Source organism: Micromonospora sp. NPDC050686, from assembly GCF_040654475.1.
Taxonomy (GTDB): Bacteria; Actinomycetota; Actinomycetes; order Mycobacteriales; family Micromonosporaceae; genus Micromonospora.
The window spans coordinates 18331-44225 of sequence record NZ_JBFAID010000009.1 but is presented as its reverse complement, the minus strand read 5'-3'; the positions used below and the strand labels follow the sequence as shown (position 1 = coordinate 44225).

At 72.5% G+C, this 25895-nt stretch carries 19 protein-coding genes; 6 read left to right on the top strand and 13 right to left on the bottom strand.

The genetic code is table 11. From position 1 onward, the window contains the following. Positions 1-159: 159 nt before the first annotated feature. The 5 genes from AB0H57_RS09890 to AB0H57_RS09870 all read right to left on the bottom strand — a co-directional run bounded on the left by AB0H57_RS09890 (position 160) and on the right by AB0H57_RS09870 (position 4970). Positions 160-690, bottom strand: a complete 531-nt coding sequence (locus tag AB0H57_RS09890) for a hypothetical protein (RefSeq protein ID WP_357504582.1) — start codon at positions 688-690, stop codon at positions 160-162. Between the two features lie 95 nt (positions 691-785). Beyond that, positions 786-1115 carry a hypothetical protein gene (locus tag AB0H57_RS09885; protein ID WP_357504581.1) on the bottom strand — a complete coding sequence of 110 codons (330 nt, stop codon included), beginning with the start codon at positions 1113-1115 and terminating at the stop codon, positions 786-788. A gap of 141 nt (positions 1116-1256) precedes the next feature. Beyond that, the gene (locus tag AB0H57_RS09880; RefSeq protein WP_357504579.1) at positions 1257-1637 is read right to left on the bottom strand and encodes a hypothetical protein; all 381 of its coding nucleotides are present in this window, start codon (positions 1635-1637) and stop codon (positions 1257-1259) included. A gap of 831 nt (positions 1638-2468) precedes the next feature. Next, the gene (gene ggt / locus AB0H57_RS09875) at positions 2469-4268 is read right to left on the bottom strand and encodes a gamma-glutamyltransferase (protein WP_357504576.1); all 1800 of its coding nucleotides are present in this window, start codon (positions 4266-4268) and stop codon (positions 2469-2471) included. A 180-nt stretch (positions 4269-4448) separates the two neighbouring features. Further along, the gene (locus AB0H57_RS09870) at positions 4449-4970 is read right to left on the bottom strand and encodes a MarR family transcriptional regulator (protein WP_357504574.1); all 522 of its coding nucleotides are present in this window, start codon (positions 4968-4970) and stop codon (positions 4449-4451) included. 5 nt (positions 4971-4975) lie between these two features. Between AB0H57_RS09870 and AB0H57_RS09865 the strand changes: the two genes are divergently transcribed. Beyond that, a complete protein-coding gene (locus AB0H57_RS09865) occupies positions 4976-6196 on the top strand; it encodes an MFS transporter (RefSeq protein ID WP_357504572.1) in 1221 nt (406 codons plus the stop codon). Positions 6197-6309: 113 nt separating this feature from the next. After that, positions 6310-7092, top strand: a complete 783-nt coding sequence (locus AB0H57_RS09860) for an alpha/beta hydrolase (RefSeq protein WP_357504570.1) — start codon at positions 6310-6312, stop codon at positions 7090-7092. On the opposite strand, the gene AB0H57_RS09855 is transcribed toward AB0H57_RS09860, so the two are convergent. Continuing rightward, positions 7089-8777 (bottom strand): family 10 glycosylhydrolase, encoded by a 1689-nt coding sequence (locus tag AB0H57_RS09855; protein WP_357504568.1) that lies wholly within the window; start codon positions 8775-8777, stop codon positions 7089-7091. The two genes, AB0H57_RS09860 and AB0H57_RS09855, sit on opposite strands and share 4 nt — an antisense overlap. Before the next feature lie 300 nt (positions 8778-9077). Beyond that, positions 9078-11561, bottom strand: coding sequence for a M14 family metallopeptidase (locus AB0H57_RS09850; protein WP_357504566.1), 2484 nt, complete (start codon positions 11559-11561; stop codon positions 9078-9080). A gap of 177 nt (positions 11562-11738) precedes the next feature. Here AB0H57_RS09850 and AB0H57_RS09845 point away from each other — a divergent pair, with 177 nt between their 5' ends. After that, positions 11739-13418, top strand: a complete 1680-nt coding sequence (locus AB0H57_RS09845) for a Na+/H+ antiporter (RefSeq protein WP_357504564.1) — start codon at positions 11739-11741, stop codon at positions 13416-13418. 100 nt (positions 13419-13518) lie between these two features. Here AB0H57_RS09845 and AB0H57_RS09840 read toward each other — a convergent pair whose 3' ends face one another. From AB0H57_RS09840 to AB0H57_RS09830, 3 genes are all read right to left on the bottom strand, one after another. After that, entirely contained in the window at positions 13519-14271 is a 753-nt protein-coding gene (locus AB0H57_RS09840; protein WP_357504562.1) for an rRNA methyltransferase, read from the bottom strand. 73 nt (positions 14272-14344) lie between these two features. Beyond that, a complete protein-coding gene (locus tag AB0H57_RS09835; RefSeq protein ID WP_357504561.1) occupies positions 14345-15172 on the bottom strand; it encodes an RNA methyltransferase in 828 nt (275 codons plus the stop codon). 286 nt (positions 15173-15458) lie between these two features. Further along, the gene (locus AB0H57_RS09830; RefSeq protein WP_357504559.1) at positions 15459-16658 is read right to left on the bottom strand and encodes an RtcB family protein; all 1200 of its coding nucleotides are present in this window, start codon (positions 16656-16658) and stop codon (positions 15459-15461) included. A gap of 406 nt (positions 16659-17064) precedes the next feature. Between AB0H57_RS09830 and AB0H57_RS09825 the strand changes: the two genes are divergently transcribed. After that, positions 17065-17763 (top strand): DUF2975 domain-containing protein, encoded by a 699-nt coding sequence (locus tag AB0H57_RS09825; protein WP_357504557.1) that lies wholly within the window; start codon positions 17065-17067, stop codon positions 17761-17763. After that, positions 17763-18002 carry a helix-turn-helix transcriptional regulator gene (locus AB0H57_RS09820; RefSeq protein WP_357504555.1) on the top strand — a complete coding sequence of 80 codons (240 nt, stop codon included), beginning with the start codon at positions 17763-17765 and terminating at the stop codon, positions 18000-18002. The genes AB0H57_RS09825 and AB0H57_RS09820 overlap by 1 nt, the downstream gene beginning before the upstream one ends. A 287-nt stretch (positions 18003-18289) precedes the next feature. Here the strand turns inward: AB0H57_RS09820 and AB0H57_RS09815 are convergent, their stop codons facing one another. After that, positions 18290-23740 carry a biotin carboxylase N-terminal domain-containing protein gene (locus AB0H57_RS09815; RefSeq protein ID WP_357504553.1) on the bottom strand — a complete coding sequence of 1817 codons (5451 nt, stop codon included), beginning with the start codon at positions 23738-23740 and terminating at the stop codon, positions 18290-18292. A 330-nt stretch (positions 23741-24070) separates the two neighbouring features. Here AB0H57_RS09815 and AB0H57_RS09810 point away from each other — a divergent pair, with 330 nt between their 5' ends. Continuing rightward, positions 24071-24607 (top strand): DUF6058 family natural product biosynthesis protein, encoded by a 537-nt coding sequence (locus tag AB0H57_RS09810; protein WP_357504551.1) that lies wholly within the window; start codon positions 24071-24073, stop codon positions 24605-24607. Here AB0H57_RS09810 and AB0H57_RS09805 read toward each other — a convergent pair. Both AB0H57_RS09805 and AB0H57_RS09800 read right to left on the bottom strand, forming a co-directional pair. After that, positions 24589-25506, bottom strand: a complete 918-nt coding sequence (locus AB0H57_RS09805; RefSeq protein WP_357504549.1) for a M56 family metallopeptidase — start codon at positions 25504-25506, stop codon at positions 24589-24591. The genes AB0H57_RS09810 and AB0H57_RS09805 overlap by 19 nt on opposite strands. Beyond that, positions 25503-25874 carry a BlaI/MecI/CopY family transcriptional regulator gene (locus AB0H57_RS09800; RefSeq protein WP_357504547.1) on the bottom strand — a complete coding sequence of 124 codons (372 nt, stop codon included), beginning with the start codon at positions 25872-25874 and terminating at the stop codon, positions 25503-25505. Before AB0H57_RS09800 ends, AB0H57_RS09805 begins: the two co-directional genes overlap by 4 nt. Positions 25875-25895: the final 21 nt, after the last annotated feature.

Sequence of the window (25895 nt, the reverse complement as noted above, 5' to 3'; positions counted from 1 at the left end):
CGGTCGGCCGCCAGCCATGCCACGTCCGGCTCACCGAGCTTCACCAACACCGAGGCGGTGTCGCTGGGCTCGGTGAGTCATCCACGGTGCCCGTCAACGTCCATCCGAGTACATGGAATCGTCACCCAGACAGTCACTCAATCGGCTGACCACTCCGGGCTAAAGGAGCACCTCTTGCTTTAAAAACGCCCGGACATCATCGCCGCGGGCGACGGCGAAGAAGTCTCTACTGAACATGCGCAAGCGCTCGTAGGTGGTCAACAGCTCTGAACGAACCGCGGGCACCGACTCCGGACGGATATGGGGCCATTCCTCGCCGGAGAGGTGGACCCCAACTCCCACCTGCCCTCGACCACCCACGCCGTAGAACCGCAGTCCCACGAGTTCCTGCTCAAGCTCACCAGCGTTGTTCGGGTTCACGAAACCGCCTGCGAGCGTCAGGCCGCCAACCGGCAGCGGAAAGGCTTCCAGGGAAGCTGCAAACTCGGCCAGACGCAGCGCGTCGAAATAAGCCGCCCCGCGCCCCGCGTATCCGTTCGAGCGCGCGGACACACGGAGCTGTCCCGTTCCGTCGTCGTCGGCGACGAACTCCAACGAGACGAAGTCGCTCTCCTCTGGCCTTGCCTCCATAGGTCGATCATGACCGATGAGCCGTGCATCCGGGTAGCCGGCGCGGTTCGTCCACGTCATTCGGCGGACGATAGTCCGCAGCTTGCCGACCCGCCCGCGCCGTCCGACGGGTTGCCCGTCACCGTTGCTCTCGACAGCAACAGGGCCATCACCGCTTAATGCTGGTCGGCCGTCGGCGCTTGCTGCTTGAGGAACTCGCCGAAGAGCCGGCAGAGGTTCGAGACAGCCCGCTTGTGGTCGTCATCGCTGGCAAGACGGTCCTCGATGGCGCCGTCACCGAAAGTCTCCGCTAGCACCAGAGACCAAAAAGCGGAACTGCTGCCACGGTGGCCGGCGGACATCCACTCCTGAAACGCCGCCAGCTCGCCCCGGCCACGCGCGAGGTCAAATCCCACCAGCGCCGAGAACGCTCGCTCATACCTTGGCCGCCCGACGCACAGACCTAGCCCGTGATCCACATGCCAGAGGAACTCGTCCCAGCCCACAGGGGCATTGTTTCAAGCCATGAACGGTTCAGCGTGAAGGAATAGTCAGCGGTGGCTGAGCTGCGCCGGCGTCTCGGGCGAGCTGACCAAACAGTCCGCGAGCGCCCACCGGCCTACTTGCTCATACTCGTCGTCACCCAACTAGTCACCCAGTGGCACCGTGGTTCTGCAGTCCTTGCGCAAACCGGTGACCTCGTCGCCTTGCGAGTCATAGATGACCAAGCCGTGCCGCTCGACCAAGTGACACACAGCGTCCACCGCCTCACTGCCCCTGGGCGAGTGGCTGATGCTCATGTTCACATGGTCGATGCCCACAGCGAGGGGTGCCGACATCCAGGGTGACTCAGTCTCGTACGGCGGATGATCCGGGAACCGCACCCGCAGGTCCTCGTAGAAGGCGACGATGCGCAGATCAACCTCCCCGTCTCTGTGCGTTAGGCCGGTGCAGTGATCGACCATCTCGCGCACCACGTGGAGTGAAGGAGCGGGTTCGGCCGCCAGGACCAGGAGATCAAAGCTCACGTCGGCGATCGTCCCCCACGACGCAGGCCACGTCGAGTAACACCTCACCGTCAGTTTGGAAGGCGCCCCGCATCGACCTGGCAGGCGGATCGGTTCATGGGCGGAGAAGCCGTGCCGCTGGTCGCGAATGGCGGAGCAACGACTTTGAGGCCGCGCCACTTGCCGCTGTTGGCCCGTTGTCGACCGCCGCATCGGGCCCGTGTCCGTCCTGCGCCGGCCCGGCCGGCGCTTGCAGAGCTCGCCGCTCTATCAGCCGCTAAACACGCCGGCTTCGTTGCACTGGCTTGATCACGTCTCGCCGGAGTCCTCGCATCAGGGCTCGATGGCGGCTGGTCCCCCCGCGCGGCATCAACCGGTCGATCCGCAGCTTGATCACGCCTGTCCAACAGAGACCCACTCCGAGGACGACCGTCAGTGCCGCCATGGCGAACAACGCCATTGTCACCGGCAGGGAGCGAACGAGCGCTGACACGAGGACCAACAGACCGAAGACCAGCCCCATGGCGAGGCAACGGTATCCCCATACCAGGCTGCGGTAGCCGCCCCTGCGTTGAATCCGCGCTACGGCCGCGTCGAGATCATTCGCCGCCATTGTCACCGTCCTCAATCTGGGCGCCCAATGTGCCATCCAACCGTCGGCCCCGGTGGAAGGTTGGCACGCTGGCGTACCGAGAACGGTGACACCCACTCGCCAGCCGTCCAGAGGGGACAGACCTCGCCATCGGTGGCACGGCCTGCTCACCGGGTCCCGGGCCCGTCCTGACGGGCCCGGGACGCGGCGACTCTCGTCGTGCTGCTCTACCTGCGCAGCCGCCGCTGGCCCGGGACGGGTCAGGGGCGGCCCCAGCGGCCGACCACGGCCGCCGCGCCGCCGCCCCGGCGTACCGGTTCGGCGGCGGCGAGCAGCCGGCCGTCCGGCAGGAACTCGATGCCGGTGGCGGCACCGATCTCCGCGGTCGAGGCGAACGTGTGGCCGGGTGGGAGGCCCCCCGCGTACGCGGTGATGAACGCCGGTTCGGCCTGGGTGCTGGCGCCGTTGCGCTGCGACGCGCGCGGCGCGGCCAGCGCCTGCGGCAGGGTCATGCCCAGGTCGATCCGGTTGACCAGCATCTGCAGCACGGTGGTGATGATGGTGGCGCCGCCGGGGGTGCCGACGGCCAGGAACGGCCGGCCGTCGGCCAGCACGATCGTCGGCGCCATGGAACTGCGCGGGCGCTTGCCCGGCCCGGGCAGGTTCGGGTCGGGGGCGGTGCCCTGGGTGGGCGCGAAGTTGAAGTCGGTCAGCTCGTTGTTGAGCAGGAACCCGCGACCGGGTACGACCATCGCGTTGCCGCCGGTCGCCTCGATCGTGAGGGTGTACTCCACCACATTGCCCCAGCGGTCGGCGACGGTGAGGTTGGTGGTGCTCTTGCGGTCGTCGCGCACGTCCGCGGCCGGCGCCGCCGCGCAGCCGCCGTACGCGCCGTCCGGGACGCCGGGCGCGACCGGCTTGGGCAGCGCCGCCGTGGCGTTGATCAGGCAGGCGCGCTCACCGGCGTAGCCGTCGCTGAGCAGTTCGCGCAGCAGGTCGCGCGGGGTGTGGTCGCCGACGTACCGGTTGCGGTCGGCGAACGCCAGGGCGCTGGCCTCCAGGTAGTGGTGCATCGCCTGGGCCGCGGTCATCGACCGCAGGTCGTAGCGTTCCAGGATGTTGAGCGCCTCGCCCACGACGGTGCCGCCGCTGGACGGGGTGGACATGCCGTACACCTGAAGGCCGCGGTAGTCCGAGCGGGTCGGCTCCGGGAAGCGGGTGCGGTAGGCGGCGAGGTCCGCGGTGGTCATCGTGGCGGGGCGGATCGGGTACGGCCACGACTCGGTCGGCTGTGCCGCGACCGGCGGGCGCTGCACGGTGGCGGTGACGTCCTGGCCGATCTCGCCCCGGTAGAACGCGTCGGTGCCCCGCTTGGCGATCAGCCGGTACGTCGCGGCCAGGTCGGGGTTGCGGAAGGTGCTGCCGACCGCCGGTGGCCGCCCACCGGGCAGGTACAGCGCGCGGGTCGAGGTGAACTGCGCGAACGCCGCCTGGTTGGCGGCGATCTGACTGGCGAAGGTGTCGTCGACGGGGAAGCCGTGCTCGGCGACCTGGGCGGCGGGGCGCAGCAGTTGGGCCAGCGACCGGGTGCCCCAGCGGTCCAGGGCGTCCCGCCAGGTGGCCAGGGTGCCGGGCACGCCCACCGACAGGCCGCTGATCCGGGCCTCGTCGAACCGGTACGGCTGGCCGGTGGCCGGGTCGACGAAACTGGTCTCGGTCATCGCGGCCGGGGCCGCCTCCCGGCCGTCGATGGTGTGCACCCGTCTGGTCTTCGCGTCGTAGTAGACGAGGAAGCCGCCGCCGCCGACGCCGGCCGAGAACGGTTCGGTGACGCCGAGGGTCGCCGCCGCGGCCACCGCCGCGTCGACGGCGTTGCCGCCGCGCCGCAGCACGTCCAGCCCGGCGGCGGTGGCGGTGGGGTCGACCGTGGAGACCGCGCCGCCGTACCCGAGCGCGGTCGGCTGCTTCGGCGGCTCGGCCGGCTTCGCCTGCACGGGCGCGGCGGCGCCGGCCACGAGGACGGCGACGGTCGCGGTGACGAATAGAGCCCGAGGTCTCATGTGGTCTCCCTAGATCGACACGGGTGAGCCTCCTGCCTACTCCGGTGGCCGGGTTCCGGCAACCCGGGCGGTCGGCCCCTGTCGCGCCGATCTTCGCCCCGCCGTTCGGATCGATGTCACGAACGCTCGAGAAGGTTGGCGGCATGCGAATTGTTCGGTTCCGGGGATTGTCCGCCCTGGTCAGGGTCGAGAGTGATCGAGGTAACCGGCGTGCACCGGGCACTCGTCGCACCGGCGGCGGTCGCAGAGGCGGCAGAGCCGGGCCAGCGCCTTGTCGTCGTCCACCTCGGCACGCAGGACGGTCCGGGCGATGTCGGCGAGGTGGGCGCGCTGCCGGTCGGACAGGTGCCGGAGCACCTGCGCCAGGGCCTGCTGGCGGGCGTGCAGGATCTGCCCGGCGGCGCGGGTGCCGGCGGGGGTGAGGTGCAGGGCCCGGCTGCGCGCGTCGGCGCCCGGGCGGCGGTCGACCCAGCCGAGGCCGACGAGCCGTCGCACCAGGTGGGCCGTGCCCGGCTGGGACAGGCGCAGCACCTGGCCCAGCCACTCGGCGGTGACGCCGGGCTGGTCCTTGAGCACGACGAGCGCCTCGGCGAGCGCACCGCCGGCGCCGGCCGGCGCGACGACCGCCTCGCGCATCCGCTCCCCGACGTGCAGGGCCAGGGCGCCGAGCAGGTTTGCCGCGTCGTCGCCAGGTAAATTCATAACCTGTGAATGTACCTCGTCGAGCGCTCGGCGTCATCGCGACGATGAACGCGGCACAACTGCCGGTCGCCATGCGGCAGCTCCTCGTCGTGCTCCTCGGCCACCACAACACCGGCAGCTTCGCCGCCGCCGGCCTGGCCAGCGCCGCCTGCGGCCTCGGCCTGGCGCTGTCCGCACCGGTGTCCGGCCGACTGCTCGGCCGGTTCGGCGATCCACCGGTGCTGCGGGCCTTCGGCGCCGCGCACCTGTGCGCCCTGCTCGGTCTGGCCGTCACCACCGATGCGCGGGTCTTCGTGGCCCTCGCGGCGGTCGCGGGACTCGCCACCCCGCCGGTGGTCAGCAGCGGCCGGGCCCTGCTGCCGGCCCTGGTGGGCCCCGCCGCCCTCAGCCGCGCGTACGCCGTCAACGCCGTCGGTCAGGAGCTGCTCTACGTCGGCGGGCCGCTGGTGGTGACGCTCAGCCTCGCCGTCACCGGCCCGAGCGGCGCGCTGCTGGCCTTCGCCGGCGTCGGCACCGCCGCCCTGGTCGCCAACACCGTCCTCATCCCGCGCCGCGCGCGCCTCGCCGCGCACCGGCGCACTCCCCTGCCCGCGTCCGGCCGGGTCGCCGTACGGACCCTGACCAGCGTCCACTTCGCCTACATGACCTGCATGGGGGCGATGTGGGTGCTGCTGCCGGCGTTCGCCGCCGCGGCCGGGCGGGCGAACCAGGCGGGCCTGCTGGTCGCAGTCTGGTCGGCGGGCAGCCTGGCCGGCGGGCTGCTGCTGGCCGCCGCCGGCCGGGGTCGGCGGCTCAGCCGCGCCTACCTGGTCCTGATCGGCGCGCTGGCCGCGACGGCGACGGGGTTGCTCCTGCCACACACCGTCGTCCAGATGGCAGTCGCGGTGGCCCTCTTCGGGCTGCCGCTGGCGCCCTGGCTGGCCGTGTCCGACGAGCTGATCGCCCGCGTCGCGCCGCACCCGCACACCGCCGAGGCGTACGGCTGGTTGCTGACGGCCGGGCAGCTCGGCGTCGCCACCGGCGCGACCACCAGCGGCCTGGTCAACGACCACTTCGGCACCCGGACCGCGCTGCTCGTCGTGCCCCTCTCGCTGGCCGCGGCCACCGGCGTGGCCCTGCTGCGTCGCCGGACCCTGGCCGTCGGCGCGGAGCCGACGGACGGCCCGGGGCGGGCCGCCGCGACCGCGCCCGCCCCGGCCGGAAGCGGCCGGGCGTCCCCTGGTTGAGCACCGACGCTGATCCGACACGCGCTTCCGTTCGCCCCGGACGCGGGCTACGGTCGCTCTCACCTCGGCCTCCGCTTGGGGCGCCAGCGTATGCCTTACGAAAGGATTCGGTGATGACGAGCAGCCACACCAGCATCGACGGCGGCCCGGTCAGTGTCGGGCACGGCCCCCGACGGGTGCTGGCCCTGCACGGATGGTTCGGGTCGGCGCGCGGCTGGGGCTGGCTGCCCGAGCTGATCGACGGCGAGCGCTTCACCTGGGCCTTCCTGGACTACCGGGGATACGGCGCGCGGGCCGGGGTGGCCGGCGAGCACAGCATCGCCGAGATCGCCCGCGACGCGCTGGACCTCGCCGACTCCCTCGGCTGGGACACCTTCTCGGTGGTCGGGCACTCCATGGGCGGCAGCGCCGCACAGCGGGTGCTCGCCGACGCGCCCGGCCGGGTGGAACGCCTCGTCGGCATCAGCCCGGTCCCGGCCGGTGGGGTGCCGTTCGACCTGCAGCGCTGGGCGCTGTTCGACGGGGCGGCCGGCAACCCGGAGAACCGGCGCACCATCATCGACCTCACCACCGGCAATCGGCTGTCCGGGCGCTGGCTGGACGAGATGGTCCGGTTCTCCCTCGAACACTCCACCCGGGAGGCGTTCGGCGCGTACCTGAGCGCCTGGGCGCGCACCGACTTCACTGACGAGGTGAAGGGCAACCCGGTGCCGGCGCTCGCCGTCGTCGGCGAGCACGACCCGGCGCTGGGCGCCGACACGATGCGCGGGACCTGGCTGGGCCACTACCCGAACGCCCGGCTGGAGGTGCTCGCCAACGCCGGGCACTACGCGATGTACGAGACGCCGGTGCGGCTGGTCACCGTGCTGGAGGAGTTCCTGGGGCAGCACAGTTAGCTCGCGGCGAGGGACACCGGCGCGCTGAGCGGGCCCTCGTTGCCGCTGCGGTCGAGACCGGAGACGCAGTAGGACACCGGTCGGTCGGTGGGGGCGCCCCGGTCGGTCCAGGTGCCGGCGCGGGTGGTGCCGACCAGCCGGGCGGCGTCCCCATCCACCCGGTAGACGGCGAAACTCGTCGCGGCGTCCCCGCGCCAGGTCACCTCGACACCGCCGGCGTCCGCCCGCCGTACGCCGGTGAGCGCGGGTGCTCCCGGCGGGGCCGCCGGGAGCTGCGCCATCGTCGGCAGCAGCGCCGGGCCGCCGTAGTGCGCCGCGCTGTACCGGCTGACCGCGCCGAGCTTGTCGTCGCGCACCTGCCGGGCGCTGAAGTGCACGCTCCCGCTGACCTGGTGCCGGCGGTTGAGGGCGAGCTGGCGGTCCAACTCGGCCGGGTCGCGCCAGGCGCCCCGCTCGCCCACCCGGTAGTCGGCCTGGCCGATGTAGAGCTGCACCCGGGTGCCCCGCACCATGGCCGCCCACCAGGGCAGCAGCTTGGCGTAGTCGGCCTTGTCGAAGCCGATGTGCCAGTACAGCTGCGGCACGACGTAGTCCAGCCACTGCTCCCGGACCCAGCGGCGGGTGTCGGCGTAGATGTCGTCGTAGCTCTGCAGGCCGGCCGTCGCCGAGCCGGCCGGGTCGGTGCGCTTGTTGCGCCAGATGCCGAACGGGCTGATGCCGAACTTCACCCAGGGCTTGAGCGCCTTGATCCGTTCGCTCATCTCCCGGACCAGCGTGTTGACGTTCTCCCGCCGCCAGGCGTGCCGGTCGGTGAAGTCCCGGCCGTACCGGGCGAACGCCGCGCCGTCCGGGAAGTCCTGCCCGGCCTCGGGGTACGGGTAGAAGAAGTCGTCGAAGTGCACCCCGTCGACGTCGTACTTCTCGACGGCCTCCAGCATGGCGTCCTCGACGAACGCGCGCGCCTCGGGGATGCCGGGGTTGAAGTACAGCCGGCTGCCGGGCCGGTTGGCGCTGGGATAGGTGACCGCCCACTCGGGGTGCTGGCGCAGCGGGTGCGTCGGCGCGAGCCGGTCCATTCTGGGGCCGGGCCCGCCGACGGTGGCCGGCTGCCCGCCCCGGTACGGGTTGAACCAGGCGTGGAACTCCAGGTTGCGGGCGTGCGCCTCGCTGATCATGAACTCCATCGGGTCCCAGCCGGGGTCACGGCCGTCCTGCCGGCCGGTGAGCCACTGCGACCACGGGGCGTACTTCGAGGGCCAGAGCGCGTCGCCGCTGGGACGCACGTGCACGAAGACCGCGTTGTGGTTGCGCCGCACGGCCAGGTCCAGCCAGCCGCGGAACTCCGCGCGTACCGTCTCGGCCGGCAGGCCGGGCCGGCTCGGCCAGTCGATGTTGTTCACCGTCGTGATCCACATGCCACGCAGCTCGCGCGGCGCCCGCGCCGCCCGGCCGGCGCACGAGCCGACCTGGCCCGCGCCGGCCTCGGGCGCCACGCGCACGGCGGCGGTCCCGGCGCCGTCGCCGCGCCCGCGCAGCGACCAGGCGCCGGCCGCGACCGCCACCGCGAGCAGCACGACTACCGCGACGGCTCCCTGGGTACGCCGGCGAACGCCCCGCCTGCTGCTGCGCCGGCCCGGCGGCCGGTCCGATCCGGGCGCGGCGGGGTGCGGGTCGGCGACGGGCATCTGGCCAGTCTGCCCAGCTGACGTCGCGACCGCACGGCGGGGGTGGTTATTTAACGATCAGCTAAGGCGTTTTCCGGCTCGTCGGGCGAGACCCAGCTCAGCCGGCGCCGCGCGTGCACGTCGGTGCGGGCCAACGCCGCCAGTTCGGCCCGGCGCCCGGTGCGGGCCAACAGGTCCAGGTGCCACAGGTGTGCGTTGTGGCGCGCGTGGAAGGGATGCTGGCGAAGCCGCACTGGCGTTGAACGGCACCGCCTCGCCGACGCACCGGAGCGCGCCGACGAGGCGGTGTCGTGCCGGGCGTTACCGCTGGGCGATGGTGACCGTCGCCGTACGGTAGTTGTTGCGGGTGTCGTTGTTCCTCGGGTCGTAGTTCTGCTCGATGTTGCCGGCCGTGTCGACCGAGAACCAGCGGAAGGTCGTCGTCTCGGTCACGTGGAAGACCTGCCCCGGCTCGCGGAACTCGGTGGCGGCGTAGCGCGGCGACTCCATGGTGGGCCGGCTGCCGTCGGTCGTGTAGTAGATGGTGGCCGGCTCGCTGGTCTCGAAGCGCACGTCGACCGGCCCGGAGTGCGTCCCGCCGCCGGGGACCAGCCGGGACGTCGGCTTCTTGTTGTCCTTGCCCCAGTCCGCGGCGATCCGGAACATCTCCATGATGCCGTTGGCGTACTCCATCGTCTCGGCGTGGCCGCTGACCAGCTCGGGGTTGCCCTCCCAGGCCGGCTGGAAGGAGCCGCCCTGCCAGTTGCCGGTGGCCGGGTTGTAGATCGAGCCGCCGACCTCCCAACCGAAGGCGTAGATGCCGTAGGTGTGGTAGAGGTCCTCGCGCACGTTGCCCGCCGAGGAGTAGAGGACGTCCGACGAACCGCCGACGTTCTCCGGCGTGACGACGGTCTGCCGGTGCGCCTTGACCTGGGACAGGATTCGGGCCGCCGACTGCCAGTAGAACGCCTCGTCACCCAGCGGCGGGCGGGGCGTGGTGATCCGCCCGTCCGCGATGTAGGCGCCGGGCTGCCAGAACAGCTGGCCGCCGTTGGAGTGCACCGACATCATGAACTTGATGTTCGAGTACTTCTCGACGAGCCAGACGATGTTCTTCGACTCGGGCTCGGACAGCTTCTCCGGCCCCTGGTAGGTGTCGCTGACGCAGCTGTTCGAACCGCCGGCGTAGCCGTCCTGGGCCGACCCGACCCGGTAGTTGCGGTTCAGGTCGACGCCCCAGGAGTTGCGCCGGGCCGGATCGGCGTTGTCGTCCGGGCAGTGGTTGGTCAGGTTCCGGCGCTGCGAGGCGAAGTTGTAGAAGCTGTAGTTCGCCCCGTCCGGGTTGTTGGACAGGATGAAGAAGATGTCGGTGTTGTTGACGATCTTCTTCGTCTCCCAGTCGGACGTGTAGTTGTGCACCAGACGCTCGGCCGTCTCCAGCGACGTCGTCGCGGGCACCCACTCGCGGGCGTGGTCCTGCGCCTGGATCAGCACGCCCGGGTTCCGGCCGTCGCGGTGCTTGCCGATGCGCAGCACGGGGATCGTGGCGGGGCCGCGCGGCACCTCACCCTCCGGCGCGCCGACGCGCTTCTGGTCGAGGAAGTCGGTCAGCGCGACCGGGCCGGGCGTCGCCGCGACGACGCCGGTGCCGGTGTTGGTGCGGTACGGGTGCGCCCGGTCGATCAGCCCCGCCGACCGGGTACGCAGTGCCGTCGCCACCTCGGCCGCCGTGCTGGCCGGCGCACCGGAGGCGTTCTTGGCGAGCAGGACGCGGACGGCCTTGCCGCTCACCTCGACCGCGAGCGGGAGGTTCGCCCCCGGCCGGTCCACGAACTCGACGGTGACGTCGTTGCCGCCCTCGTGGCCCCAGGCCGCCGAGCTGACCACGACCGCGGCCTGCCCGGTGCCGCCGATGGTGGCCTGCGCCTTGCGCTGGTAGCCGTTGGTGCGGTTCGGCAGGTAGACGATCTCGGCGATGTCCGGGTACTGCCGGGCGATCTCCTCGGCCCGCGCGAAGAGCTGCTGCGGGTGCCGGTAGCTGTCGACGAAGTTCCACTTGTAGGCCGGGTTCGCGGTCAGCGGCGGCGCGCCGTCCTCCAGCCAGTTGGAGACGTAGCCGGTGGCCACCCCGCCGGTGGAGCTGGTCACCCGGATCTGGTTCGGGCGGGTGCCGAGCTTGTACAGGTTCCGGTGGAACATGTACTGCCCGGAGTCGACGAACCGGCTCATCGTGCGGGCCGAGCCGAATGCGGTGCCCGGGCCGGAGTCGTTCTCCAGCTGCATCCCGACGACCGGGCTCGTCTGCTGCCCCTCGGTGGTGCGCGCCTCGACGTAGAGGAAGCCCTGGCCCTTGGTGGTGAACCAGTCGGCGCGGGCGATGCGTACCGTCTCCTGGTGGGTGAGCGGCTGGACGGACCGGGCGGCGAACGCCGCAGCGGGTGCCTCGACCTCCTCGCCCCAGGCGAAGCCCTCGTCGTCGGCGAGGATCTTGACGCCCATCGCCTCGAGTTCGGCGGTCTGCTCGGCGGTCACCACCGCCTCGCCCTCGATGCCCGCCGGGACGCGCCGCAGGCCGTGCTCCAGGTCGAAGCCGGCGGCGACGACCTTGTCCAGCATGTCGGCGCCGGTCAGCTGGATGCGGACCAGGCTGACCGCCCCCGGGTCCTCCAGCTGCGATCGCGCCGAACTGGTCGTGGCGCTCGAGCCGCCGGGCTCCGCCCCGGCCGGCGCGGTGGCGATGAGGACGCTGCCCACCAGGGCGGGCAACGCGACCAGCGCGATGCGCCGTCGTCGTGTACTTCGCATGCTCCCCTCCTTCTGCTTGTGGCGGTCTGCCGTGGTGCTCTCCGCTCAGGTGTCCGGAGGGTATCGGCGTGGATGCGTCCGGATGGGCATTGACGTGCACAGTTGATGCAATCTTGAGCTTCGCCCGGGGACTGGCCGTCGCAAGATCACTCCACCGGCGGCGGATAGGCTCGCCCGGTGAGTCTCCAGGCGATGTTGTTGTTCGTACTCGCCGCCGTCGCGGTGATCGTCGCCGTACGGTGGGTAGCGGCGCGCACCGGCCTGCCGGCGGCGGCGCTGCTGCCGCTGATCGGCATCGGGTACGCGCTGCTGCCCGGGCCCAACATCAGCCTGGACCCCGAATTCGTGCTGTTGGTGGTCTTGCCACCGCTGCTCTACAGCGCGGCGCTGGACTCGTCGTTGCTGGGCATCCGCCGCAACCTGCGCATCGTGGTCAGCCTGTCCGTGGTGCTGGTCCTGCTCACCGCCGTGCTGGTGGGAATCGGCTTCCACCTGTTCGTCGCCGGGGCGACGCTGGCCGCCGGGATCGCGGTCGGCGCCGCGGTCGCGCCACCCGACCCGGTGGCCGCGCTCGCGGTGGGCCGACGGGTCAACCTGCCGCCGAAGCTGGTCACGATCATTCAGGGTGAGGGGCTGCTCAACGACGCCACGGCGCTGACGATCCTCAGCGTCGCCGTCGCGGCGGCGGTCGGCGGGGAGTTCTCCTACCCGTCGGCCGCGGGGACGTTCGTAGTCGTCGCGGCGGGCGGGGTCGCCGTGGGCGCGGCCGTCGCCTGGGCCGTACGGCTGGCCCGGCCGCTCACCACGGACCCGCTGCTGGCCAACGCCGTCTCCCTCGCGACACCGTTCCTGGCCTACCTGTTGGGCGAGGAGCTGCACGTCTCCGGCGTGCTCGCCGTGGTGACCGCCGGGCTGATCGTCGGCCACTACTCGCCCCGGCTCTCCTCCGGCGCCAGCCGGTTGCAGGCCAGCGCGGTGTGGCGCCTGGTCGACTTCCTCCTCGAAGGGTTCGTCTTCCTGCTGATCGGCCAACAGCTTCCCGCCGTGGTCGGCGGCCTGCGCGAGTACGACACGTCGACCGTCGTCATCGCGGTCGCGGTGTCGGTCGGCGTGGTGCTGCTGCTGCGCCCGGCGTGGCTGGTGCTGACCCAGTCGCTGCCCCGGTCGTTGCACACCCGGCTCGGCGGCGCGTCCGACCCCGACGACCTCGACGAGGCCGGCGAGGCGCGGCAGGCCGCGTGGGCCGAGCGCAACGCCCGCCGGCTCACCGCCCGGGAGGTGACGGCGCTGAGCTGGTCCGGCACGCGCGGGGTCATCAGCCTGGCCGCGATCTTCACCCTGCCGTTGACGACCGACAGCGGTGCCCCCTTCCCCGACCGCAACCTCCTGCTGTTCTGCACGTTCGTGGTGGTGCTGGTGACCCTCGTCGGGCAGGGCCTGACGTTCGCCCCGCTGGTGCGGGCGCTGGGCCTGCGCGCCGACGCGGCCGACCAGGCCCGGGTGCGCAACGAGGCCCGCTCGGCGGCCGTCGAGGCGGCCCTGGCCCGCCTCGACGAACTGGTCGCCGACGAGCCGGACCAGGCCCCGGCCGTCGACACCACCCGCGCCCAGCTGCGGGCCCGCCTGGCCCGCTACCGTGGCCGGCTGGACCTGCTCCAGCAGGCCGAGTCGACCGAGGTGCCCACCTCACCCGAGTACGAGTCGGCGTTGCGCATCCGCCGGGCCGCGATCGACGCCCAGCGGGAGGAACTGCTGCGCTGGCGGGACGCCGGCCGGCTGCCCGACGAGGGGCTGCGCATCCTGGAACGGGAACTCGACCACGAGGAGCTGCTGCTGCCCAACCGCGGCGGGCGCTGACGCCGGTCGCGCCTATGCTGCCGGGATGAGCGGTCAACCGGAGCGGACGGATGACCGACGTCTGCATCCGGCGATCAGCGCCGTTCCTCCCGGTGCTTTCCTACCGGCGCCCGCCGTTCACCTGGCTCGCCTTCAGCAGGGCAACCGCCCGTGTCCCGATCTTGAACTTGTGGATTGGTCGGACATCGTCATCGAGCGGCACCCGCCTTCCCCGCGCGGCGATGACGATCACCGCGTCGGCCGGCAGCACTGACGCGACGGCTCGCACCATTCCAGCCGTACCTGACTTGGCGTCCGTCCCGTGCCATTCGGTTTGCTCGCCGTACGGAACGTCGGTGATGACGAGGTGAGGAGTACGTCCGTCGAGGACCGCACCGAGCTGAGCGGGGTCGAACGCGTCCGCCACCCGCGCGACGCTCGCGACGTCCCCGCCGTCGTCGGCGAGCCGCTGGCGGAGGCGGCCGGCCGCCTCGGCCGCTTCCTTGTGTGAGGACTTGCCGTACCTGTCCGCCAGCTCGGCGAGCTTCGCTTCTCGGGCGCTCAGCCCCGCTCGGCTGAGCAGCATCAGGTTTCGCCCGGCCAGGGCTACCGCGCCGCCATCGATGTCCGAAGCGATCACCTCGTTCACCTTCTGGCGATGCAGGAACGCCAGCACGGTGGACAGATAGCCGCTTCCGCAGCACGGATCCCAAATCGTCACCGGCTCGTGCCGCCTGAGGGCGGCCAGGCCGCGAAGGAACATCTCCGAGCCCAACCGGACGGGGAAAGCCGGGTGTCCCGGAGCCGAGTGGAGGACGGCGCCGCTCGCGAGATCCGCGTAGTTGCGTCCAGTCGTCTCAAACCGGTAGCCCATCCTGTGCCTCTCGTGGAAAACCCCTGGGCCGGTTCACACCTGGGTGCTGCCGGCGACAGCCATCGTGGTTCTCTTATGGGCGCTCCTTGACAGCCCTTTGGCGGGCCGCTTCGTACAGAACAATGGACCCGGCTGTGGCGGCGTTCAGCGAACTGGCCATGCCCGCCATGGGTATCCGGATCAGGTGGTCGCAGGCGTCACGCCAGGCCGAGCTGAGCCCGGTCGTCTCGTTTCCCACCAGCATCAGAGTCGGCTGGCTGAAGTCGTACTCCGCTGCCTGAACCTCACCGTCCTCGTCGGTCCCCACCACGCGTACGCCGACGCCGGCCGCTCGGATCGCCGTGACCCAGTCGAGGACCGGCCGATGTGACGGCACACGGACCACGGGAACCGAGAACAGCGAGCCCGTGCTGGCCCGTACCGACTTGGGGTCATAGACGTCGGCGGCGTGGCCGGTGACGATGGCGCCGCTCGCGCCGAAGGCGTCCGCCGACCGGATCAGCGTCCCGATGTTCCCGGGGCTGGTAGGCCGGTCGAACACGACCGCGAGCAGGTTGGGGCTCGTCGGGATCCGACGGAGGTCGTCGTCGGGCAACGCCACGATGGCAAGCAGTTCCGGAGCGACCTCCGTCTTGCCGCCCAACTCGGACATCAACTCGCCAGCCACGGCAATCTTGGTCGCGCGGGTCGCATCGAGGGTCTCGTGCGCCCAGGTCGACAGGTGCGCATCCGCGTTGTACAGAACCTGACGGACCTGCCAGCCAAGTTGGATCGCCATCGTGATGGGTCGGACGCCCTGAACGAGGAACTCGCCGTTGCGCTGGCGCTTGGTGCGATTGCCCAACAGCGCCTCCCATTGCTGGAACCGTGCATTGCGAGTCGTCACCCGTAGGACTGCCACCGACCCCGCCTCCCTCGCGTCTGGCCGTTCATTGTTCGGCACGCCACGAGTTGGCCACACACCCGGGCCTGAACGGGTGAGCGTCGGCCGCCCTGGCCGGTCGATGCGGGCCACCGGCTGCCAGAACAGACGAATGGCGCACCAGAACTCACAAAGCGTACTTGGATGGGCACCGTACCCGAGCACCTCGCCGGGGCCTGACAGGTCGTCCTGTCCTCGGCGGCGGAAGCCGACGGACAGCCGACGTGGTCCCGCCGGCGCCCGCCCCCCACGGGCGCCGGCGGGGTCACCCCTTGACGCATACCACCTGCTTGAGGTGGGCGACCACCTCGACCAGGTCCTCCTGCCGCGCCATCACCTCGGTGATGTCCTTGTACGCGCCGGGGATCTCGTCGACCACCCCGGCGTCCTTGCGGCACTCCACCCCGGCGGTCTGCGCGGCCAGGTCGGCGGTGCTGTACGTCCGCTTCGCCTGCCCCCGCGACATCCGCCGCCCCGCGCCGTGCGAGGCCGAGTGGTACGCGTCCGGGTTGCCCCGGCCGCGCACGACGTACGAGCCGGTGCCCATCGAGCCGGGGATGATGCCCAGGTCATCCTTGCCGGCCCGGATCGCCCCCTTCCGGGTCACCAGCAGCTCCACCCCGTCGTAGGTCTCCTCCGAAACGTAGTTGTGGTGGCAGGAGATCGGCTCGTCGTACGCCACCTGCGGGAACTGGTCCCGGACCACGCCGCAGAGCAGGGCGAGCATCACCGCCCGGTTGCGCCGGGCGTACTCCTGCGCCCACCACAGGTCCCGGCGGTAGGCGTCCATCTCCGGCGTGCCGGCGAGGAACACGGCGAGGTCCCGGTCGGGCAGGCCAACGTTGTGCGGCAGCCCGCGGGCCACCGCCATGTGCCGCTCGGCCAGCTCCTTGCCGATGTTGCGGGACCCGGAGTGCAGCATCAGCCACACCCGCCCGGCGTCCGGGCCGCCCTGCTCCAGGCAGACCTCGATGAAGTGGTTGCCGCCGCCGAGGGTGCCCAGCTGGTGCCGGGCCCGGCTCTCCAGCTGCGCCACCCGCCGGTCCAGGTCGTCGAAGCCGGTCCAGAAGGCGTCCCAGCCGCGCTGCTCCAGGCCCCGGATCCGGCGCGGGTCGACCGGGTCGTCGTGCTTGGCGAAGCCGACCGGAATGGCCGCCTCGATCGCCGTACGCAGCGACTTCAGGTCGTCGGGCAGGTCGCCGGCGGTGAGCGAGGTGCGGACGGCGGACATGCCGCAGCCGATGTCCACACCCACCGCGGCGGGCGACACCGCCTGCCGCATCGCGATCACCGAGCCGACCGTGGCACCCTTGCCGAAGTGCACGTCGGGCATGACCGCCACGCCCTGCACCCAGGGCAGCGCACCGATGTTGCGCAGCTGCCGGGCCGCCTGCTCCTCGATCGTGTACGGGTCGGTCCAGACCCGCACCGGCGCACGGGTGCCGGCCAGCGGGGTGTAACCCATCGTTGTCTCCTCGGTTCGGGGGATGGTGGAGCGGGGAAAGCTGCGCGGGGAACCCGGTGACGAAAAAGCCGCCCGGTCCCCTGCGGTGGGGTGGGCGGCTGCGCGCGGATCGCGCTCGGCGCTAGTCGCGCCACCACCCTGGCCGTCGGTACCACCGGCGGCCTTGGCCGCCCCGGGTGCGCTCGCCGGCGCACGCCAGGCCATCGCCGCGCGGCAAGGACCGCGTGGGTTCGGTGCTGGTGCGCTGCGCCACGGCATGCTCCCTTGGGGACTGGCTCGTCGAACTTGCGCAACGGTATGCCGGCCGCCGGGTCATCGCAATCGATATTGGCGCACTCCTTGACGTATCGACTTTCGTTATGCACGCTACGCGGACACATAACGGAATACGATATGGGGGTGAGCGGTGAACGCGTCCGTGAAGGTGAGCGTCCGGCTGCTCATCGGGCTGATCGGCGCGGCCGCCGCGGCCGTGCTCGTCTTCGGCGTGTGGCCGACCGTGCTCGGCCCGTCCGGCCTGGAACTTGGCCGGGGCCTGGCCCCGATGCCGGCGCCCCAGCCCGTGCAGACCGTGGCCGTGCTGCCCGACGACGGGTTCGCCGCCCGGTGGCAGGCCGCGGCTCCCGACACCCACCAGGTCTTCCCCTGGCAGGACACCTCCGACGGCACCCGGGACGCGATCACCGGGCTGCCGCCGGTCGAGCTGGCGACACCGTCGATGGTGTTGTCGATCCTGGAACCCAGCTGGCTCGACCGGCTCAGCCTCGCCGGGCCTGAACTCGCCGCGCAGGCGTTGATCCTGGCCGTGCTGTGGCTGCTGCGGCGGATCGTCCGCACCGTGCCGGCCGCCGAGGTGTTCGCCGACGCCAACGCCCGGCGGATCGTCCTCATCGGCCTGCTGGTGGCCGTCGGCGGCAGCGCCGTCCAACTGCTCGGCTACGCCGCCGACAGGGCCGTCGTCGCCCGGTCCGCCGCCGCGGGCGTCGTCGATGCCGCCTTCTCCTTCTCCTTCGTGCCACTGGCGATCGGGGCGATCGTCCTGTTGCTGGCCGAGGTGTTCCGGCAGGGCGTACGGCTGCGAGCCGACGTCGACGGGCTGGTGTGATGGCCCCGGCGCCGGAGGAGCCCGGTCACCGGGTCACGGTCCGCCTCGACCGGCTGCTCGCTGCCCGCGGCCTGACCCTGGTCGAGCTCTCCGAGCAGGTCGGCGTGAGCGTGGTCAACCTCTCCGTGCTGAAGAACGGCCGCGCTCGGGCGATCAGGTTCTCCACCCTCACCGCCATCTGCGAGGCCCTGGGCTGCACGCCCGGCGACCTGCTGGAGGTCGAGCCCCGCGACGGCTGACGCCCGCCGCTCACCTCCGCAGGCGCCGATCACCCGGGTCCGCCGAGCCGTCGTCGCCGTGGCCGACCTCGCATAGCTGGGTGAGGCCGCGGACGGCTGGTGGCAGGCGGCGAGATCAGGTGGAGGCCCGTCAGCTCAGCCGGCGAAGTCCCTCGGAGATGGCCGTGCGGCGCCAGGACGCGCCGGAGCCGGGCTGCCCTGCCCCGCCCGACAGGGCGCTGGCCCGGTGGGAACACCACCGGGCCAGCGCCACTGTCACGCGGACGCCGCGCGGGCGTCCGGCCGGGTCACACCTTTTCCAGGCCGCGTTCGACGGCGGCGATGATCTGCGGGCGCAGTTCCTCCGGCCGGATGATGGCGTCCACCGAGCCCACCTCGACCGCGCGCTGGATGCTGTGCACGGCGTCGAACTCGGCGGCCACCTCGCCCAGCTTCTCCGCCCGGACGTTCGCCCGGACGTCCATGAGCTGGGTGACCAGCGCCGCCCGCTCCGCGCCGGTCGCCGCGTTGACCCGGGCCTGGAGGTCGGCCACCCGCGGGTCCTTGGCGGTACGCGCGTTGACGTCGCCGGCGAACACCACGGCCGCGGCGGGCGCCCCGCCGATGACGGAGGCGAACGAGCCCTCCACGGCGAGCACCGTCATGTTCGGGTTGAGCGCCTTGGAGAAGACCACGAACGCGCCGCCGTGATAGCGCGAGACCACGCAGAACACGATCGGGCCGTCGAAGTTGACGATGGCCCGGCCGATCTCCGCGCCGTACTCCAGTTGGAGCTGGCGCATCGACTCCGGCGAGCCGTCGAAGCCGGACAGGTTCGCCAGCACGACCAGCGGCCGGTTCCCACTGGCGGCGTTGATCGCCCGCGCGGCCTTCTTCGACGAGCGCGGGAACAGGGTGCCGGCCGTGTAGGTGTCCGGGCCGTCGGTGGGCGGGAACCCGCGCCGCGGCACCGACCGGGACTCGATGCCGAGCAGGCACACCGGCAGGCCGCCGAGGTGTACGTCCTGCACGACGGCGGTCTCCGCGTCGGCCATGCCCGCCCAGCGCTCCAGGACCGGGTGGTCCTGGTCGGCCAGGGCCCGCATCAGCGTACGGATGTCGAAGGCCTTCTTCCGGTCCGGGTTGCGCTCCCGGGAGAAGATCTCGCCGACGGTGGTGAAGTCGCTGTCCGGCACGGCGTGCGGGTAGCCGGAGATGTCCCGGTCGGCCGGGTCGGCGGTGACCGCCCGGCGCGGCCGGGTCTCGCCCGGCGCGACGTAGGTGTGGTCGTGGTGGGCCATCAGCACGTCGCGGGCGGCCGGCAGGTCCGGCGCCCAGTACTGCGCCTGACCGTTGGGGCCCATCACCCGGTCGTACCCGCCGATGCCGAAGTTGTCCTCGGCCGACACGCCGCCGGAGAAGTCCAGCGACTGCTTGCCGGTCAGCACCATCGCCGAGTCCGGGGTCATCACCAGGATGCCCTTGGTGTGCATGAGCATGGTGGCTTCGGCGTTCCAGTACGGCTGGGCGCCGACGGTGATCCCGGCGACCACGATGTTGATCTCGCCGCCGGCCTGGGTGAACTGCACGATCCGCTTGAGCGCGGCGGCCACCCAGTCCATGTTCTCGGTGCCCGAGCTCATCGAGATCCGCGCGCCCGCCGACAGCGCGAACCAGTCGATCGGAACCCGCATCCGCTCGGCCAGGTCGAGCGCGGCGATGACCCGCGCGCACTCCGGCTCGGCCAGCGCGCCCAGCGCCCTGGTCGGGTCGCCGAGCAGCACCACCCGGGTGACCCCCTCGGGATAGCGCTCGGTCGGGGTGCTCACCACCCCGGCGACGATGCCCGCGGTGTTGCGCCCCTTCGGCCGCTCGACCGGCACCAGCGCGCCGCTGCCGTCCAGGTCGTACTCGGTGAAGGTGCCCTGCGGGCCGGCCAGCATCCCGGTCAGCTCGTACGGGTAGGTGGTGCCGCGCCGCCGCGCCGAGAGCACCTTCTGCCGGTAGTCGTCGAGCGGCTGGATCGGCTCGGCCGTCGGCGCGTCGACCGAGATGCGCATGCCCGCGTCGTAGGAGACCCGGACCGCGATGTCGGTCAGCGCGCCGGTGGCGGCGTCGCGCTGCCGGCCGAGGAACAGCACCTCTTCCAGGCCCGCGCCGGACGTGGTGGGCAGCACCCGCTGGGCCACCGCGTTCAGGTCCTCGATGCTCAGGTCGTTCGGCGGCCAGACGTAGATGGTGATCCGGTTGGTGTCGAACCGCTTGCGCGCCGGCCGCTGCGCCTGGACCTTGCGGATCGCGTCGAGACACGCGTCGAGGGCGCCCTCGACGGCGGGCAGCGCGAGGATCCGGCCCTCGGCGTCGCGCAGCGGGGTCAGGTCGCGGACCTGGGCCATCGCGGCGAGCCGCTCGTCGGCCGGGTTGTCCGGGGCGACGCAGTGGAAGAGGTACACCTCCTCGTCCGCCGACGGCAGCCGGGTCAGGTCGAAGTGGCGCAGTCGCGGCAGTTGCAGCCGCTGGGCGATCAGCGGGTGCAGCCCGCGGATGACCCGGTCCTCGCCCTGGCCGGGGCGGAAGGTGAAGTGGTGGTGCACCTCGGCGCCGGTGCGGCCGGCGACCGTCACCGTCACCCGCTGGAGCGCGTCCAGCAGCCCGGCGCGGTCGATGACCTCCCGCAGGGTGCCGGCCATCGCGTCCACGTCGGGCTGGTCGCTCCAGGTCAGGTAGACGTCGGCGACCGTGTCCGGGGCGGCCAGCCCGGCGACCTTGTCCAGCGCCGCGGGCAGCTCCGCGAAGTCGGTGGCGGCGGCGATCAGCCGGACCCGCTCGCCGTCGCGGTCGTACTCGGCGGTGAAGAACGTGTGCCCCGCGACCTCGACGCACCGCGCGTCGCTCGCGCCGCGGTTGCCGTAGTAGCGGCGGCTGAGCACCTCCAGCATCGGGCCGTGGTCGGCGCCGGGCTTGCCGATGCGCTGGCCGAGCAGCCGCACCAGCGGCTCGGGCGAGGCGACCATGGTGGCGATCCGCTCGGCCCGGTCGGCCGCCTCGGGGTGCCGGTCGAGGTGACGCAGGTGACCGCGGACCGCCGCGTACACCTCGGCCCGCTTGCGGCGCAGCATCGGCTGGGCCGCCCAGCGGAACACGATGCTGCGGGCCAGGTCGCTGACCACCGGGAACCGCAGCTGGGTGGCGGAGATCAGGTGCTCCAGCGCCTGCCCGACCAGCTCGCGCAGCCCGTCGCCGGGCAGCGGCTCGGTCAGCCACCGCTGCAGGAACGTGACGATCACCGAGACGTCGGCCGACGCCCGCTGCTGGGCGAGGAAGATCCGGAACACGGCGTCCTCCAGCGCGGGGGTGCGCTCGAAGTCGTCGACGCCGTAATGGTGCAGCACCCGGGCGAGCCGGTGGCGGAAGGTGTCGGGCAGCCCGGCCCGGTCGACGTCGAGGCTCTGCAGGTAGGTGTGGAAGTACTCGCGGGGGCTGTGCACCCGGGTGTCGGTGCCGCTCTCCTCGCCGGCCGGCCGGTTGCGGCTCAGCTCGGACAGGTCGGCGAAGACCTGCAGCAGCTCGACCTCCTGGTCGAGCGGGCGGTGGCTGAGCTCGGCCCGGGCGGCCAGGTAGTCGGCCAGCACCCGCCGGCCGTCGCGCGGGTCCGGGTCGTAGCCGAGCAGCAGGCTGCGCAGGTCGGCGATGCCCCGGGCCACCCGGGCCTCGGCGCTCGGGCCGGCCGGCTCGACCGGCAGCTCCAGGTCGGCGGCCTCGGCCTGCACGGCCGGGCCGGCGGCGTCGTCGCCGACCGGGTCCAGGCGCAGCAGCGGCGCGCCGGTCTCCACCTGGCTGCCGACGGAGACCAGGCACTCCCGCAGCTTCGCCTTGAACGGCGCGCGCAGCACCGTCTCCATCTTCATGCTCTCCAGGACGAGCACGGGCGCACCCGCCTCGACCTCGTCGCCCACCCCGAGCGGGGTGGCGACCACCAGCGCGGGCGCCGGCGAGCGCAGCACGCCACCCTCGTCGCGGCTGACCCGGTGGGTGATGCCGTCCACCTCGACCAGGTGGACCGGCCCGTGGGTGTGGGTGACCAGCCGGAACCGCCGGCCGTTGACCACGATCCGGCCGGTGTGCTCGTCGAACCGCTCCAGCTCGGCGTCGACCGTGGTGGTCTCGCCGATGCCGATCCGGAACCGGCGCGGCCCGGTCTGCGCGACACTCACCCGGTAGCCGGCGCCGCGCAGCTTCAGGTCGATCGGCCGACCGCTGGCGTGCTGCACCTGCGGGCGCCCGCCGTGCGCGGTGGAGAGCAGCCGCTGCCGCTCCACGAGCGCCTCGTCCTCGTACGCCTCGATCGCGGCCGCGGCCAGCGCGACGCCGGAGTGGCGGGTGGAGACCAGGCGGCCCTGCGCGCGGACCCGGTCGATCCAGCCGGTGTCCGCGCTGGCGTCGATGACCTCGGGCTGGTCGAGCAGGTCGAGCAGGAAGCTCTTGTTGGTGGCGCCACCCTCGATGACCACGGTGGTCTCGGCGACCGCGCGGCGCAGCCGGCCGAGCGCCTCGTCGCGGGTACGCCCGTAGGCGATGATCTTGGCGATCATCGAGTCGAAGTCGGCGGGGATCACGTCGCCCTCGCTGACGCCGGTGTCCACCCGCACGCCCGGGCCGCTGGGCAGCACCAGCCGTACGATCCGGCCCGGCGCGGGCGCGAAGTCCCGGTCCGGGTCCTCGGCGTTGAGCCGGGCCTCGACCGCGTGCCCGGCCTCGGCCGGGATCCGGTCGGCGAGCCGGCCCCCGCCGGCCACGTGGATCTGGGCCTTGACCAGGTCGAAGTCGGTGGTGGCCTCGGTGATCGGGTGCTCCACCTGGAGCCGGGTGTTGACCTCCAGGAAGGCGAACAGCCGATCGCCCGGGTGGTAGAGGAATTCGACGGTGCCCGCGCCCCGGTAGTCCACGGCCAGCGCGAGCCGCTCGGCCGCCGCCTTCAGCTCGGCGACCTGCTCTCCGGCGAGCACCGGCGAGGCCGACTCCTCGATCACCTTCTGGTTGCGCCGCTGCACCGAGCAGTCCCGTACGCCCAGCGCCCACGCCGTGCCCTGACCGTCGGCGATCACCTGCACCTCGACGTGCCGCGCGCCGGTGACCAGCCGTTCCAGGAACACCACGCCGCTGCCGAACGCGCGCTCGGCCTCCAGGCTGGTGCGCTCGTACGCCTCGGTCAGCTCGTCGTCGCTGCGCACGACCCGGATGCCTCGGCCGCCGCCGCCCGCGGTCGCCTTGAGCATCAGCGGGTAGCCGATCTCGGCCGCCGCCCGCTTCGCCGCGGCCAGGCTCTCCACCGCGCCCCGGCTCCACGGCGCCACCGGGACGCCGACCTCCTCGGCGATCAGCTTGGCGCCGATCTTGTCACCGAGCGTCCGCATCGCCTCGGCGCTGGGGCCGATGAAGGTGACGCCGATCTTCTCGCACAGCTCGGCGAAGGACGGGTCCTCGGCGACGAAGCCCCACCCCACCCACGCCGCGTCCGCGCCCGTCTCGACCAGCGCCCGTTCGAGGACGCGATGGTCCAGGTACGGTCGCGCCGACGCCGGCCCCAGGCAGTACCCGTGGTCCGCCTCGCGGACGAAGGTGGCCCGGCGCTCGGCTTCGGTGTAGAGCGCGATGGTCTCGATCGGCGGGGCACCGGACTCGGCGTTGAGCTCGCGGACGGCGTGGATCAGCCGCATGGCGGCCTCACCCCGGTTGACGATGGCGATGCGGCTGATCACCGAGCAAGCCTCCCAATGGTGCGTTCACAGCAGAACGGGGACGCCCGGGCCGGGGTCCCCGTCCTACACCTTCACCCCTACCGGCCGGTAGGGAAACCGCCGGACCCGCCACCCCGGGAGCGGGAAAGTTGTGGACACCCGACCAACGTAAGACCCGCGGGCGCATTCGCGGTGGCCCGGGTCACAGCCGTCGCCGCCGGCCGGCACCCTTCGGCCTGGGGCGAAAGATCGTCGGCCTAGCCTGCTGCCAAGGATCGAGGCTGGGAGGAGCACGTGGAGCTGCGGGAAAGCGTCGCAGAGCGGTTTCGAGCGGTCAACGGGGACCATCCGATGACGGCGGCGGACGACGCGTACGTCAATGGGCAGTTCGTGGTCCTGGCGGAGCTGTGCGCAGCGCACGGCCGGGACGCCGACGACGTACGCCGGATGATGCTGGACCGGCGGCTGCCGCTACCCGGCTACCTCCGCTCGGACGGCACGGAGATGGTCCCGGCTGACCTGTTCGCCCTGGCCGAGCGGGCCGGCGGCCCGGACCGGCTGGCGGCCTGGTTCACCGGGCACTGGGCGGACCCGACGGTCGGCGCGGCCGAGTGGGACGCCTACCTCAGCGGCCGGTACGTCTGCCTGCACTCCGTCTCGCCGGAGACGATCCGGCGCAAGGACGAGCTGACCGCGGCCATCCGGTCCGCCCCGGACGAACCGGACGCCGGATCGGCCGCCTGGTCGGCGCGGCTGCACGCGCTGGTCGACGAACTGGACGCGCTGGAGCCGGCATTCACCGGGTACGACCGGCTCCGGTTCGGCGGCCCGACGTCCCGGGACACGTACGTCGATGCGGTGCGAAACCGCTATCCCCGCTCTGTGTGAGCGGTGCGGGCCTGCTCGAACAGGTGCTCGCCCTGGTGTTGGACGGTCGCCCCGCCGAGCGCCAGCACGGTGAGGACGACCGCGAGCACGGCGAGCGCCGGGCCACGGCGGGTGACGGGCGGGTCGAGCAGGGCGCGGACCCGGTCGGGCACGTCACCGCCGGTGGCGGCGGGCAGCGGACCGGCGGCGTACCGCCGGCGGGCCAGCGCGGCGCGGGCCAGGGCCCGGGCGACCAGCCGCCGGTCCCCCAGCCGCGCCGCGGCGTCCTCGTCGGCCCACCGCTCGATCGCGTTGCGCAGCCGGCGGGCGGTGGGCCCCAGCACCGGGTTGGCGCTGGCGGCCAGGTCGACCGCGGCGGCCCACCAGGCGTGCCGGTGGGACAGGTGGGAAGCCTCGTGGGCGAGCAGGGCGGCCCGCTCGTCGGCGGCCAGCGCGCGCAGCATGCCCCGGGTGACCACGATCCGGCCGGCCGCCTCCGGGGTGGTGAAGGCGTCGGGGACGTCGCTGTCGAGCACCACCAGGGCGCCCGGCGCGCCGAGTCGCCCGCAGTCGCGGTGCGCGGCGCGTAGCGCCCGGACCCGCCGGCCGAGGAAGACGGCGGTGTGGGCGGCGGCAAGCGCGAGCCCGAGCAGGGCGGCGGCCGGGACCGGCCAGGGCAGCGGAGCCTGCGACCGCAGCGCCTGGGCGGACCAGGCGCCGACGGCGGCGACCTCGGCGTCCTGGCCGATCCAGGTGAAGGCGGTGACGGCCGCCGCGAACCACAGGGTCGCGGTGACCGCCAGGCCGGTCGGGGCGAGCAGGCGTACGGCCAGGGCCGGGCGCAGCGTATGGCTGAGCCACGGCCCGCAACCGGCGTACGCCAGGGTCGCGGCCAGCACCACCAGCAGCGAGATGATCATGTCTGGTCCGGCTCGGCGCGCTGAAGCAGGGCGACCAGGAGCGCCTCGTCCTCGGGGGTGAGGGCGCCGACGAACCGGGTCAGCACGGCCGAGCGGTCGCTGTCGTCGTCGAGCAGGCGGCGCATCTGGTGCGCGACCACCTGGGCCCGATCGCGTACCGCCTGGTAGGCGTAGGCGCGGCCGGCCGGGCGACGGGTCACCCGACCCTTGTCGTGCAGGCGGGCCAGCACCGTGGTGACGGTGTTGTAGGCCAGGCCGGCGTCGAGACGCTCGCGCACGTCGGCCGGGGTGAGCGGGGCGTCCGCGGCGGCGAGCACCGCGAGGATCTCGTGCTCGAGGTCGCCGTGCCCGCGGCGTCGGTTCTTCACCCGTCCCCCAGTAACTACAAA

Coding starts and splice junctions, on each gene's coding strand:
- AB0H57_RS09830 (WP_357504559.1), bottom strand. CDS start 16,658: ATGGGTTACACCCCGCTGGCCGGCACCCGTGCGCCGGTGCGGGTCTGG.
- AB0H57_RS09820 (WP_357504555.1), top strand. CDS start 17,763: ATGGCCCCGGCGCCGGAGGAGCCCGGTCACCGGGTCACGGTCCGCCTC.
- AB0H57_RS09890 (WP_357504582.1), bottom strand. CDS start 690: ATGACGTGGACGAACCGCGCCGGCTACCCGGATGCACGGCTCATCGGT.
- AB0H57_RS09810 (WP_357504551.1), top strand. CDS start 24,071: ATGACGGCGGCGGACGACGCGTACGTCAATGGGCAGTTCGTGGTCCTG.
- ggt (WP_357504576.1), bottom strand. CDS start 4,268: ATGAGACCTCGGGCTCTATTCGTCACCGCGACCGTCGCCGTCCTCGTG.
- AB0H57_RS09860 (WP_357504570.1), top strand. CDS start 6,310: ATGACGAGCAGCCACACCAGCATCGACGGCGGCCCGGTCAGTGTCGGG.
- AB0H57_RS09870 (WP_357504574.1), bottom strand. CDS start 4,970: ATGAATTTACCTGGCGACGACGCGGCAAACCTGCTCGGCGCCCTGGCC.
- AB0H57_RS09805 (WP_357504549.1), bottom strand. CDS start 25,506: ATGATCATCTCGCTGCTGGTGGTGCTGGCCGCGACCCTGGCGTACGCC.
- AB0H57_RS09850 (WP_357504566.1), bottom strand. CDS start 11,561: ATGCGAAGTACACGACGACGGCGCATCGCGCTGGTCGCGTTGCCCGCC.
- AB0H57_RS09840 (WP_357504562.1), bottom strand. CDS start 14,271: ATGGGCTACCGGTTTGAGACGACTGGACGCAACTACGCGGATCTCGCG.
- AB0H57_RS09855 (WP_357504568.1), bottom strand. CDS start 8,777: ATGCCCGTCGCCGACCCGCACCCCGCCGCGCCCGGATCGGACCGGCCG.